The following is a 12,713-nucleotide window of genomic DNA, read 5'->3' as shown; positions in this document are numbered from 1 at the left end:
TAGGACGTCGTCCTCACTTCAATCTGGCTTTCGCCACTTCAAACCCGGCTGGCAATCAGCCAACTTTCGTCACGCCGTCACATCGACGGTTTCTTCCAACACGCGGACCGATGGTTCCGCCCAATAAAAAGGAGGTGAAACACTCACCATCAACGAAGGCTCTTCGAGCCCTTGGTTTACCCGGCACCATCTTCAACAGAAGAGCAGCCAGGTTGCCTGCGACCAGGCTTATCAGGTCGAACAGGGAGTAGTGTCCCTTGACCCTTTCGCCTCGGCGGAACCAGTCAGGCTACGAGCCTGCGGTTGGTCATAAACACTTACCAAGTTGGAAAGTACACGATGAGAGACCTGAACTACCAATTGAAGCAATTGTGCAAACGCAACCGCGATGGCAGTTACAGCACGCAAGCGAACCGTGCGCGGATGCTCAACCAGATGGCGAATCAGCTGCAGGAGATGGGGTTCCGTCGTATGACCACCCGATCGTTAAAGCCAAAGCATGTGGATGCCCTCGTAAAGCGTTGGATCGGTGAGGGCATGGCGGCCGGTACCATCAAGAACCGCATGAACTGCCTGCGGTGGTGGGCGGCGAAAGTGGACCGGCGCAATGTCATTGCCCGCTCCAACGAGTTCTATGGCATCCCCGACCGGCAGTTTATCAGCAACGAGTCCAAGGCGGTCGTTCTCGACCGCCAGGCACTGTCGAGTATTCAGGACGACTACGTGCGCATGAGCCTGGAGCTCCAACGCGCCTTCGGATTACGACGGGAGGAAGCGATCAAATTCATGCCCGGTTTCGCCGATCAGGGTGATCATATCCGGTTGAAAGCGGCCTGGACTAAGGGCGGCAAGACGCGTGTCGTGCCGATCCTCAGCCAAGAGCAACGAGCCGTCCTGGATCGCGCGCACCGTTTGGCCGGGAACGGATCCCTGATTCCCTCCCAGAAAAACTACATCCAGCAGTTGCGAGCCTACGAGCGCCATACCACGCAAGCGGGACTGTCGAAGCTGCATGGCCTGCGCCATGCCTACGCGCAGGCCCGCTATCAACAACTAACCGATTGGTCCTGTCCTGCCGCAGGTGGACCAGTCGCAAACAGTCTCAGCGCCGAGCAGCGCAAGCAGGATCACCAGGCACGACTCATTATCAGTCGCGAACTCGGCCATGCCCGCGAGCAGATCAGTGCTGTGTACTTAGGCCGATAGTGGCTTGCGCAGAGGCGATTGACAGAAAACCCGACACCCGCGGAACGGATTAATCGTTCACCGGTGAGGGCCGGTTAGCGATCATGAGGACAATCCTCACTATCGAGAGCAAAAAACATGTCTTCTTCCAAACACTCTGCAATCTCACAACGCCTGACGACCTTATTGTGCTGCACTGGTCTAGCCATGGCGAGCCAATCGGTTGGGGCGGATCCGCAACTCCTTTCGGCGACCGGCGCGCAGACCCAGATTGGCCGCTATTCTGTCCTCACTGCCGGACCTACGGCCGGACAACAGGATCTGTTGTCAGTCACAAGGTCGATCACCATTCCACGCGACATCAATAGGGTGGGTGGGGCTTTGCGCTGGCTACTGCATGACTCCGGCTATCGCCTGGCAGACGAGGCAGTTCTGTCGGAAGAAGCCCTCGCCATGCTCGATCTACCACTGCCCAGCGCGCATCGTTATTTCGAGCCCATGCCGCTCAAAGCAGTGATCGGACTTTTAGTGGGGCCGGCGTTTCACCTGGTTCAGGATCCCTTGCATCGTCTCGTCGCATTCGAACGCTGTATCAATGGTTCGAATCCCCCATCGACTGGAGGCGCACATTAATGGAAGCGGTTTTCCTGGTTATTGTCTTGGTCACTGCCTTGCTGGTCGGCGTCAAGAACGAGCGAATCGATCCAGAGCAAAAAACCGCCCACGCTGTGAAATCGACAACTGAACAAAGCCTCACGGTTCAATCTCCAGTTCACCATTGCGACCCGACCTATCAGACCATCATACAACGCGATCTGACTGTGCCGGTCGATAATGAGGTCAATGACGATGACTACTGAGCGCAGCGTGCGCGCATCGCGGATCGGGGCTATCGGATTGTGGTTGTGCATCTCGTTGCCCGTCAACGCAGATAACGTGCCGGTACCGAATTCGCAATCTTCGAACACACTGGAGGTTGAGCAATCGTCTACACAACAGATCGAATCTCAGACTTCCCGTGCAGAGCAATGGGGGTTGGATATAATCGAGTGGCAACGCTATGAATTCCTGATGCAGGGGGTTCGGGGTAGTGTGAGCCCGGCCACGTTGTCGCCTATAGAAGCCCTGGGTATTCATGCACGCACTGCCGATGAACGCCGTCGCTACGCTGAACAGTGGGCCGTCATGATGCGTGACGACGCCGAGCGGATCCTGGCGTTTCAACGTGCCTACGACGACGCCCAGCGGCGCCTGTTTCCCAACGGTTTGTTGATCGATGCCAATGCCGTGGCATTAGCCGCAACGAATCAAGCTGTAACCGAAAAGCTGACATGGCAGCCCGATGACCGGGTACTGTTTTTTACCGGGACACAGTGCCCCCATTGCGATGCCGTGTTGGAACGACTGGTCAGCCAGATCAGCCAATTTGCCGGCATCGATCTGTACCTGATCGATGTGTCGATCGGCGAGGAATCCCGCATACGCGACTGGGCGGCCGCAAAAAAGATTGATCCGCAGTGGGTCAGCGACCACAGGATGACGCTGAACATCGACGCGGGTGCGCTCAATCAGGTCGCTGGCCAAACGGGCCAACTGGGTCAGGATCTGCCGGTATTGATACTGCGCCGGGAAGGGCAGTTGTCACCCTTGCCAGTGTCGCGGTTTTGATGAGCGCCGGTTACTATCAAGGGCCCAATGATCCAGCCCGCGCAAACCGCAACGGCCGCCGCGTACAGGAACGCTGGACGCAACGGGTCGTCGTGACAGTGGAGGCTCTCTTTGATGAGCAGTAGTCAATCTCTGTGGCCGATCTTTGGACTCGGATTGTTACTCTCGCTCGGCATGAGCGCCAAGGCGCTCGCCCAGTTGACAGTCCTCTATGACAGCGGTCAAACGCAGCCACTGGCGCCGCTGCTGGAGCCACTCCTGGCGGACCAGGCGCCATCGTCTGGTCCCGCCGAAAGCACCACCCCCAATTCTTCGTCCAGTTATGGTCCGGCAGCCCTTCGTAATCTGTTGCCAGTGCGCTCACCCGGTCTGACTGTCGGCGAGATTACTGGCAGAGCCTTGCATCCGGAGGTGCTGGCGCGCCTCGCACAAGGCAATCCGCGGCCGTTTTTTCTGATCGGGTCGGATGCGGTGTCGTTGCAGTGGCTGGCCTCGCACTGGGAAACACTTAAGCGACTGGGTGCCGTGGGCATGCTGGTACAAGCGGAGACTGAGGCTGATGTGCAACAGGTTGCAAAAGTGGCACAAGGCTTATCGATTACCCTGGGATCCGGGAATGACCTGGCCGTGACCCTGGGCATCGATCGCTACCCGGTATTGATAACCCCTGACGGACTCCGGCAATGAGCACGCATCCGATGGAGGCGTTGTTGCGGCCTCCCGTCGAATTGTGGTCCACCGCCACCGCATTGGCGGCGGGGACACTGTCCTGGTTGGCGCCCTGGGCCTTGATGATGCCACCAGGTATCGCATGGGCCACCGGTATGACTTTCTTCGGGTTTGGTATGTGGCGCGGCCGCCAGGCCTGGCGCGTACTGCGCTACCAACACCACATGAAGCGCCTGCCGGAATACCGTGTGCGGGCAGAGCAGATTCCCGTCAGTCGGCACAAGCTGTTTTTAGGTAAAGGCTTTCGCTGGACCCAACAACACACACAGAGGCTGCGCGATACACTGAAGCCCGAGGTGCAGCGTTACGTGCAACCGGGCAGGCTCTATCAGTGGGCCAGACAGAAGGAAGTGGCCTGGGAGTCGATTCCAGTACTTTCTTTGGTGGCCAAAGGGCTGCGCAGCCGCTCCCGCTGGAATCCGTTGGCACCGCTACCGGCGGTCGGCGGCAAGCCTGCCCTGCACGCCGTTGAGCCGCTTGAACAGTCCGTGTGGATGGATCTCGGTGAGCGGGTCGGACACACCCTGGTGCTCGGCACCACACGTGTCGGCAAGACGCGCCTGGCCGAACTGCTGATCACCCAGGACATCCGCCGGGGCGATGTGGTCATCGTCTTCGATCCGAAGGGGGACGCCGATCTCTTGCGCCGCATCTATGCCGAGGCCAAGCGCGCCGGACGTCTGGAGGACTTCTATCTGTTCCATCTCGGCTTCCCTGAATTGTCGGCACGCTATAACGCCATTGGCAACTTCTCGCGCATTACCGAGGTCGCTACCCGTATCGCCAATCAGTTACCGAACGAAGGGAACTCCGCGGCCTTCAAAGAATTCGCCTGGCGCTTCGTCAATATCATTGCGCGCGCACTGGTGGCCCTGAAACGTCGTCCGGACTATCAACAGATCCGCCGCTACATCAACGATATCGAGCCCCTGTTTGTGGAGTATGCCCGCCACTGCGCCGAGGTGGCCGGTATCGACACCTGGGCCTCGCTGGTGGAAGCGCGCGCCGCGGATATCAAGGAGCGCAACCTGCCCAATGCATTGCGTGGCCGGTCGATGGAGGCCATCGCCTGTATGCGTTTGTTACAGGAAAGGGCCATTTACGACCCCGTTCTGGATGGTCTGATTTCGGCTTTCAAATACGACAAGACCTATTTCGACAAGATCGTCAGTTCCGTCGGCCCGCTGATGGAAAAACTGACGACCGGCACCATTGCCGCGCTGATCTCGCCGGACTACCAGGATGATCGAGATGCCCGACCGATCTTCGAATGGATGGAAGTGGTCCGGCGCAAGGGTATTGTGTATGTCGGGTTAGATGCGCTGACCGACACCACGGTTGCCAGTGCGGTGGGCAACTCCATGTTCGCGGACCTGGTGTCCGTCGCAGGTACGATCTACAAGCACGGTGTTGCGGCGCCAGGATCTGATACAGCTATCCCACCAAACACTCGACAGTCGCTCCCCACTATCTCGTTGCACGCGGACGAGTTCAACGAGCTGATCGGGGACGAGTTCGTGCCGTTGTTGAACAAGGCCGGAGGAGCCGGTTTTCAGGTCACGGCCTATACCCAGACCTGGTCGGATGTGGAAGCGCGTATCGGCAGTCGCGCCAAGGCCGGGCAGGTGGCGGGCAACTTTAATACGATGCTGATGCTGCGCGTGAAAGAGCTGGATACGGCCGCAATGCTGACCGAGCAGTTGCCCCGTGTCGAGGTATTCACCCTGATGAGTGTCTCCGGTGTCGATGATTCATCGGATCCTGGTTCCGGCGTCGACTTCAAATCCCGCAATGAGGACCGGATCAGCGTCTCGGAAGTGCCGATGCTGACCGCGGCGGATATGGTCACGTTGCCCAAGGGGCAGGCTTTCGCGCTATTGGAAGGAGGGCAGCTTTGGAAAATTCGTATTCCGTTGCCAGAGGACCGCAGTGACGCCGCCATGCCAGGAAATTTTGAGGACATGGCCGAAGCCATGCGGCGCAACTACATCACCAACGATCACTGGTATCGGGTGACTGAGCACTGGTGGTACGGCGTCTCTGAGGCGACGGTGGAGTCTACCGAATCAAGTGACTCAGCCTGAGCATGGCGGAACCGACCGATCCTCGCCGACCCGTTGCCCGTCCCGGAGTGATCTCCCAGGGATTGACGGGGCTCGCCCAGTGCCTCAAATGGCTGATCCTCTCCCTGGTCTTTTCCATCCTAATCGAATGGATTGGTATGGCATTGTGGTGGCAAGAACAGGGCGTGGCGCACAGCCGACAGATGCTGGTGAATGAGCTGCAGTTTCTCGGGGCAGATTTTCATCGCAGTTGGTTGACCACGCAGCCCATGCAATTCGCCAGTGATTTGTCGGAGCGCTTCTACACCATCGCCTTCGAGTGGTCCGGCGTTACTGATTTCATTCAGTGGGTCACGCCGGATCCGGCTTCCGAAGAGTCAGGTGTGCGCCCTATATTGCACCGGCTTTATCGGCCGGTGGGTGACTATGTGCTGGCGGGTATGCAGATCACGCAGGTGTTCGCGATGAGACTGGCCATTCTGGTCTTGGCCACCCCGGTATTTGGGCTTTTCACCCTGGTAGCGCTAGTTGATGGTCTGGTGCAGCGGGATTTGCGGCGCTGGGGTGGGGGGCGAGAGAGCTCCTTTGTCTATCACTACGCCAAGAAAGCTGCTATTCCGCTGATCATCATGGCCTGGATTCTCTACTTGGCGCTGCCATTCAGCCTCCATCCGTCCTGGATCATCCTGCCGTTTGCTTTGGCCTTTGCCTTTGCCGTCACCATCACGGCCAGTACATTTAAAAAGTATCTGTGATATCGGACCGGGCGGATTCAGGGAAGGGTGGTTACAGTGTCTCCAATGATGCCATGGGCACAAACAGCTTCGTGGCATTGCCGGTTGCCGGCAAAAAAGTACTCGAATGTTTAGTAGAATGCTAGTACATTATGGTCGAGCACATCGAGAACGACGCCGGTGGCGGGTACGCCCTTTGGGTTGCTGGCAATATGGTAGGCATGCCTGAGCGCATTAACTTGCGGTTTGCTCCTAGGGCGAGCCGATGGAATCGTTGGTCGATGCCGAGTTGGGCCAATAGTCATCAGCGGCAGATTCAGCTCACCTTAATGGTTTTTTAGAATATGTAACTATTTATCATTAAATACAGCATGTTATATATATTGAAAACAAGCTTAACTGTGGGTAGTACAACAATCTCACGTGTTCAAATTGAGAAATTACGCATACACTACACTCGCTAAAAAGGTTATAGTTAACAACCAAACCGGCATTATTGATCAAAATGATGAATAAATTTGGCATAGTACGAAGCATACCGGCGTTTCTCGCTGCGCTATTGCTCGTTTTCGCCAGTTCGTCACACATTCACCAGCGCTTTTGTCTTGACGGTGATGAAGCTCCTATTTCAATTCACTTCGAATCTGAAGATTCGCACTCGATAGATTTAGTTACAATTGACGATTTAGCTGAAGTAGATCAGGCGGATGTTGAACGTGAACTTTCCTTTGATACTCTGTTATCCAAGATCTTCAAAACTGCCACTTTTGCTATTGCCGTTTCTACTTTCCATTTGCCCGAAACTACAAAGAATTCTAAAGAACCCTTCACGATCATTCGAAGCGAGTTCCTGCCTGATGGTCCCGAATCGCTTCTACCGCCCTCTCGCGCACCTCCTGTACTAGCCTAATTTTATCTTCAAAATAGTCAATTCAGGCAAAGGGTCTGGGTTGTTTATATTCCGGCTGGTTGCGGGAGAAAATCGATGAACTTTAAATGTTTGACGATTGTGGCTTGCGCCACATTCGTGAGCGCCCTGTGCAATGCCCAGGAAGTGCTGACTGGCACTATTTCGTTGAGTGATGCACTGGAAGCCACATTGGCGACAAATCCCAGACTGCGCAGTTTTCCTCTGCGCCATGAAGCCTTGCTGGGTGAGCGAGAGACAGCGGAATTAAAGCCCGCATTCGTTCTTGGTGGTGAAATTGAAAATGCACTTGGTACCGGTGACATCAAAGACTTCACTGGTGCTGAAGCCACTCTCAGATTATCCAGCGTGGTAGAAATGGGTGATAAAAGAGCGGCGAGAGTAGGCGCCGTTAGTCGCAGAATCGATTTCTTAGATGCCGAACAGCGAGTTGCCGAATTGGACCTGTTGATTGAAGTTGTCCGGCGTTTTATCGATGTGGCAAGTGCCCAAGAACAGATTACCCTACAATCACAATCGACTGCTATAGCCGAACAGACTGTCAATTCGATTCAGCCTCTTGTCGCGGCGGGACAGGCGCCTCAGTTGGAGTTAGATCGAGCAAATGCAGCGCTGATACGTTCTCAGATAGCAGAACAGGCTGCCGTAGCCCGTCTAGAAAGCGCCAGAATTCGACTGGCAAACATGTGGACTAGCAATTCCCCGCAGTTTGATTCCGTGATTTCTGACTTTTTAAATGTTGGTCAAGCCGGATCAGTCGAATCGATACTGACTGAGCTGATGTCGAATCCTGATATTGAGATTCTCGCAGCAGAATCCCGCCTTCTCGAAGCCGAGCTTCGTTTAGCACAATCGCGCGAACAGGGCGACATACAATGGTCTGCAGGAATTCGGCACTTAAAAGAGATTGACGATACCGGGCTTGCCTTTGATGTCTCCATACCGCTGTACAGTAAAGCTCGAGCTGCTGGCGCTTATCGTACAGCACGGGCCAATTTACAAGAAGTCGAAATGCGGAGACTCACAGCGCGTAATGCGATAGAAGGAGAAATACGCTCTCTTCACCAAGCCCTCCAACAGTCAATTTCAGAATTTAACACTTTGCAGCAACAAGTCATTCCCATCTTGCAGCAAGTGCAACAGCAAACTCAGGTAGTGTATAGGGCCGGCAACTACAGCTACGTCGAACTGATAAGCGCGCAACGGGAATTTTTGGATGCTCAACTTTCGCTTATTACTAGTGCAGGTAACGCTCATCGATTACGCGCTGAGATAGAGCGACTCAGTGGACTACCACTTAGTGGTCAGTAACGGGGACAATTCAATGAATAGATTACATAACAACTTTAGTGTCGCAATACAGTATGTGTTCAAGTTGATTATCGCGAGCGCGATTCTAGTCAGTTCAAATGCGATGGCGGCAGAAGAGGAGCATGAACACGAAGAGGGCGTAGAAGGGGTCGTGCAAATATCCGCGAACTTAGCACAGGAACTGGGAATCGAAACTGAGTTGGCCGGCGGCGGCGTGATCAATCGCAGTTTATTACTCTACGGTAGGACCATGCCTGACCCCCAGGGCATCAGTCACGTTTATGCCCGTTATCCCGGTATGATAGTGTCGATGAATACCGCGCTTGGCGATAGCGTGGAAGCCGGGCAAGTTATTGCTGTGGTTGAGGCAAACAGGAGTCTGCAGAACTACGAAATTCGGGCACCGCTCAGTGGCATTGTAGTCGAAAAGCACGCTAATCCAGGTGAATTGGCAACCGGGCAATCTTTGCTGACTATCGCAAACTACGAGGACATCTGGGTTGATCTCACGGTGTTTCCGGGTGACTCACAACAGATTCGCCCGGGCATGGCGGTGACAATTCGGATTGATAACCGGTCGGCAGAAAGCACCATCCGCTATATCAATCCCAGCCAAGGTGAATCTCCTACCGTTATCGCCAAAGTCCCACTCGAAAACTCCGACTCAATATGGACACCAGGATTGCTGGTCGAAGCGTTTGTACATCTTGAATCCGAAGAAGTCGATCTCGCTATCAGGAAAAATGCTCTACAGACATACGAAAATAACCAGGTTGTATTCGTACTGGAAGGGGACATCTATGAACCTCGAACCGTCACGCTTGGTAGTTCTGATCCATTTTCCACTGAAATTCTTGCAGGCCTTTTACCAGGGGAACGCTATGTGGTTTCAAACAGCTATTTGATTAAAGCCGATCTCGAAAAAGAAGGTGTCGAACATGAACATTAAGAGGTTTCGCCATGCTTGAACGTATTATCAGACGAATGATTCGTAGTCGCTGGATCGTCATGATGGCGGTTCTTTCCATCTGTGCATTTGGCGTTTGGAATTTTCAAAACTTGCCCATCGATGCCGTGCCAGATATTACTAACATACAGGTTCAGATTAATACTGAAGCACCAGGATATTCGCCGTTAGAATCCGAGCAACGGATCACTTTTCCAATTGAGACTGCACTCGCTGGACTACCACAGCTTTCTTACACACGGTCACTCTCTGCCTACGGTTTGTCCCAGGTGACTGCGGTTTTTGAAGAAGGCACGGATATTTATTTTGCCCGCAACCTTGTCAATTCGCGACTCGGCGCAATCAAGAGCCAATTGCCTACAGGACTGGAGCCAGAAATGGGCCCGATATCTTCCGGGCTTGGTGAAATATTCATGTACACGGTTAGGGCTGAAGAAGGAGCAGTGCAACCTAACGGAGAGCCCTATGATCTGTTTGCGTTACGGGAAATTCAAGATTGGGTAATCAAGCGACAGCTGATCCTGGTTGATGGCGTTACGGAAGTCAACACCAGCGGAGGATTCGAAAAGCAGTATCACGTAACGCCCGACCCCACCAAAATGTTGAGCTGGGGGATAACCCTGCCGGAATTGTTATCTGCATTGTGGGACAACAATATCAACCAGGGTGCCGGTTACATCGAGCGAAATGGCCAACAACTTATGGTTCGTTCACCTGGGCAACTGGAAACCATTGCGGACATTGAACAGGTAAGCATCGTTACTCGAAATAGCATTCCTGTCCGAGTGAAAGACGTTGCTGAAGTTACTATTGGTAGGGAGCTGAGAACTGGAGCAGGAACTCACGAGGGCCAGGAAGCGGTTATTGGAACTGCTTTTATGTTGCTGGGAGAGAATTCTCGAACGGTGGCCAGACAGGTGGCCGAGAAACTGGAAGAAATCAATAGAACATTGCCCGATGGGGTTCTAGCTCAAGCACTATATGACAGGACTGTGCTCGTTGACAACACTATTGCTACGGTTGAAGAAAATCTGGTTGTCGGCGCACTGTTGGTCATCTTCATCCTGTTTCTCCTGCTGGGTAATATCCGTGCAGCGCTCATTACGGCAATGGTAATACCCATCAGCATGCTAGCCACGATTTCTGGGATGGTAGAGGCAGGGGTTTCCGCCAATCTGATGAGTCTGGGTGCGCTCGATTTTGGGCTGATCGTGGACGGCGCGGTAATCATTGTCGAGAATTCTATTCGCAGACTCGGTTTAGCCACCCATAGAGACTCAGTATTGAGTCTCAAAGAGCGAATGGAAGTCGTATTTGAGGCAACTAATGAGGTTATTCGACCCAGCCTCTTTGGTGTAGCCATTATCACCTTGGTATACATTCCCATATTCACGCTCACCGGTATCGAAGGCAAAATGTTTCACCCAATGGCGATTACAGTCATCATAGCTCTGATGTCTGCGATGATCCTATCACTGACTTTTGTCCCGGCCGCAGTAGCATTGTTCATCACAGGAAAAGTCTCTGAGAAGAAAAATCCTGTTATGCGGAGCGCGGAATGGATCTACAAGCCTGTGTTGGAGGCCTCTTTACAACTTCGCTGGTTAGTTGTAGTAATCGCAGTGTCGGCTGTCGGCGGGGCAGGCTGGTTGGCAAGCACAATGGGGTCGGAGTTTATTCCTCAGCTTGATGAGGGCGATGTAACGGTGCAGGCTCTACGTCCTCCAGGCACGAGTTTGCAGCAATCTATCGAAATGCAGGATATCCTGGAACGCCGTCTGCTGGATTTCCCTGAAGTGCAGGATGTTTTTTCAAGAATTGGCACGCCCGAGATCGCTTCGGACCCCATGCCTCCCAGTATTTCCGATACCTTTGTCATTCTCAAACCCAGGAACGAATGGCCCGAACCGTCGAGGGAAAAAAGCGAGCTGCTTGAGGAGTGGGAGGAAACGTTAGAAGCACTTCCAGGCCAAATCTATGAAGTCACACAGCCCATCCAAATGCGCTTCAATGAACTGATTTCCGGAGTGCGATCCGATCTAGGTATTATGGTTTTTGGGGAGGACCTCGATCAATTAAGTGACACAGCTCAGGAAATACTTGAGGTTGTCGAGCAAATCGAAGGTGCTGCCGATGCCAGAATCGAGCAAACCGACGGACTTCCCATGCTGACGCTCACGCCAAAACGGGAGGTATTATCGCGTTATGGCCTTAGTATTAGAGATGCTCAACACCTGATCAGTGCAGCAATAGGAGGAGAGACTGTCGGCTTGATTTACGAAGGCGATCGCCGGTTTCCCCTTGTTGTACGACTGCCTGAAGAAATGCGTCCTGATTTAGATAGAATCGGCAGACTGCCTATACCAGTTCCTACGGTAGCCAATGAGGCTGGTTACGTACTCTTATCTGAGGTCGTTGAAACGGAACTGGTTTCGTCCCCAAATCGGATCAGCCGTGAGAACGGTCAGCGTCGCGTCGTAGTCAGTGCCAATGTTAGAGGGCGCGATCTGGGATCATTTGTTGCCGAAGTACAGGATGCTGTCAGCAACCAGATTGACTTTCCTCCGGGCTATTATGTTGAGTACGGCGGTACTTTTGAGCAATTGGAATCCGCGAGCCAGAGACTATCCCTGGTGGTTCCTGCGACTCTTGCTTTGATATTCGGGCTACTGCTCATAGTCCTTGGTTCAATTCGAGACTCCCTGGTGATTTTCACTGGCGTACCGCTTGCCTTGACTGGAGGTGTAATTGCGCTTTGGATGCGCGGGATGCCCTTGTCAATAACGGCTGCAGTCGGCTTCATTGCATTATCTGGTATTGCCGTACTCAACGGGCTGGTTATGCTCACTTTCATTAATTCCCTTTGGCGGAAAAACGGAGAGTTGATTCCTGCAATCATCGAAGGTGCAATGACCCGATTGCGGCCTGTCTTAATGACAGCACTGGTAGCCAGCCTTGGTTTTATTCCGATGGCCCTAAATACAGGGATTGGGTCAGAAGTCCAGCGGCCACTCGCTACAGTAGTTATCGGGGGCATCGTGTCCTCAACGTTGCTCACATTAGTATTGCTTCCAGCGCTTTATTTAATCGTGAATAAAAACCGTCGACTGGAATCCATGTAGCTCACC

General features: G+C 53.6%; 11 protein-coding genes. All 11 read left to right on the top strand.

Annotated elements, in window-relative coordinates; translation table 11 throughout:
- The first annotated feature begins 339 nt into the window (after positions 1–339).
- The 11 genes from R3F50_02235 to R3F50_02185 all read left to right on the top strand — a co-directional run bounded on the left by R3F50_02235 (position 340) and on the right by R3F50_02185 (position 12,707).
- A complete protein-coding gene (locus R3F50_02235) occupies positions 340–1,206 on the top strand; it encodes an integrase domain-containing protein (protein MEZ5489122.1) in 867 nt (288 codons plus the stop codon).
- Positions 1,207–1,392: 186 nt separating this feature from the next.
- The gene (locus R3F50_02230) at positions 1,393–1,818 is read left to right on the top strand and encodes a pili assembly chaperone (GenBank protein MEZ5489121.1); all 426 of its coding nucleotides are present in this window, start codon (positions 1,393–1,395) and stop codon (positions 1,816–1,818) included.
- A complete protein-coding gene (locus R3F50_02225) occupies positions 1,818–2,045 on the top strand; it encodes a hypothetical protein (protein MEZ5489120.1) in 228 nt (75 codons plus the stop codon). The genes R3F50_02230 and R3F50_02225 overlap by 1 nt, the downstream gene beginning before the upstream one ends.
- Positions 2,029–2,853, top strand: coding sequence for a TIGR03759 family integrating conjugative element protein (locus tag R3F50_02220; protein MEZ5489119.1), 825 nt, complete (start codon positions 2,029–2,031; stop codon positions 2,851–2,853). The genes R3F50_02225 and R3F50_02220 overlap by 17 nt, the downstream gene beginning before the upstream one ends.
- Positions 2,854–2,967: 114 nt before the next feature.
- Positions 2,968–3,540, top strand: coding sequence for an integrating conjugative element protein (locus R3F50_02215; GenBank protein ID MEZ5489118.1), 573 nt, complete (start codon positions 2,968–2,970; stop codon positions 3,538–3,540).
- The gene (traD, locus tag R3F50_02210; protein ID MEZ5489117.1) at positions 3,537–5,666 is read left to right on the top strand and encodes a type IV conjugative transfer system coupling protein TraD; all 2,130 of its coding nucleotides are present in this window, start codon (positions 3,537–3,539) and stop codon (positions 5,664–5,666) included. Before R3F50_02215 ends, traD begins: the two co-directional genes overlap by 4 nt.
- A gap of 2 nt (positions 5,667–5,668) precedes the next feature.
- Entirely contained in the window at positions 5,669–6,400 is a 732-nt protein-coding gene (locus R3F50_02205; GenBank protein ID MEZ5489116.1) for a TIGR03747 family integrating conjugative element membrane protein, read from the top strand.
- Between the two features lie 484 nt (positions 6,401–6,884).
- The gene (locus R3F50_02200; protein ID MEZ5489115.1) at positions 6,885–7,289 is read left to right on the top strand and encodes a hypothetical protein; all 405 of its coding nucleotides are present in this window, start codon (positions 6,885–6,887) and stop codon (positions 7,287–7,289) included.
- 75 nt (positions 7,290–7,364) lie between these two features.
- Positions 7,365–8,618, top strand: coding sequence for a TolC family protein (locus R3F50_02195; protein MEZ5489114.1), 1,254 nt, complete (start codon positions 7,365–7,367; stop codon positions 8,616–8,618).
- A 13-nt stretch (positions 8,619–8,631) separates the two neighbouring features.
- Entirely contained in the window at positions 8,632–9,567 is a 936-nt protein-coding gene (locus R3F50_02190; protein MEZ5489113.1) for an efflux RND transporter periplasmic adaptor subunit, read from the top strand.
- A gap of 11 nt (positions 9,568–9,578) precedes the next feature.
- Positions 9,579–12,707 carry a CusA/CzcA family heavy metal efflux RND transporter gene (locus tag R3F50_02185; GenBank protein MEZ5489112.1) on the top strand — a complete coding sequence of 1,043 codons (3,129 nt, stop codon included), beginning with the start codon at positions 9,579–9,581 and terminating at the stop codon, positions 12,705–12,707.
- Positions 12,708–12,713 lie beyond the last annotated feature (6 nt).

Source organism: Gammaproteobacteria bacterium (assembly GCA_041395725.1).
Lineage (GTDB): Bacteria > Pseudomonadota > Gammaproteobacteria > Pseudomonadales > Pseudohongiellaceae > NORP240.
Note: the sequence above shows the minus strand (reverse complement) of the source record. Positions and strands in the feature narration are given on the sequence as shown.

What these genes read in the sequence shown, in the direction of transcription:
- R3F50_02185 (MEZ5489112.1), top strand. Translation starts at nt 9,579, where the DNA reads ATGCTTGAACGTATTATCAGACGAATGATTCGTAGTCGCTGGATCGTC.
- R3F50_02235 (MEZ5489122.1), top strand. Translation starts at nt 340, where the DNA reads ATGAGAGACCTGAACTACCAATTGAAGCAATTGTGCAAACGCAACCGC.
- R3F50_02230 (MEZ5489121.1), top strand. Translation starts at nt 1,393, where the DNA reads ATGGCGAGCCAATCGGTTGGGGCGGATCCGCAACTCCTTTCGGCGACC.
- R3F50_02195 (MEZ5489114.1), top strand. Translation starts at nt 7,365, where the DNA reads ATGAACTTTAAATGTTTGACGATTGTGGCTTGCGCCACATTCGTGAGC.
- R3F50_02190 (MEZ5489113.1), top strand. Translation starts at nt 8,632, where the DNA reads ATGAATAGATTACATAACAACTTTAGTGTCGCAATACAGTATGTGTTC.
- R3F50_02215 (MEZ5489118.1), top strand. Translation starts at nt 2,968, where the DNA reads ATGAGCAGTAGTCAATCTCTGTGGCCGATCTTTGGACTCGGATTGTTA.
- traD (MEZ5489117.1), top strand. Translation starts at nt 3,537, where the DNA reads ATGAGCACGCATCCGATGGAGGCGTTGTTGCGGCCTCCCGTCGAATTG.
- R3F50_02200 (MEZ5489115.1), top strand. Translation starts at nt 6,885, where the DNA reads ATGATGAATAAATTTGGCATAGTACGAAGCATACCGGCGTTTCTCGCT.
- R3F50_02220 (MEZ5489119.1), top strand. Translation starts at nt 2,029, where the DNA reads ATGACGATGACTACTGAGCGCAGCGTGCGCGCATCGCGGATCGGGGCT.
- R3F50_02205 (MEZ5489116.1), top strand. Translation starts at nt 5,669, where the DNA reads ATGGCGGAACCGACCGATCCTCGCCGACCCGTTGCCCGTCCCGGAGTG.
- R3F50_02225 (MEZ5489120.1), top strand. Translation starts at nt 1,818, where the DNA reads ATGGAAGCGGTTTTCCTGGTTATTGTCTTGGTCACTGCCTTGCTGGTC.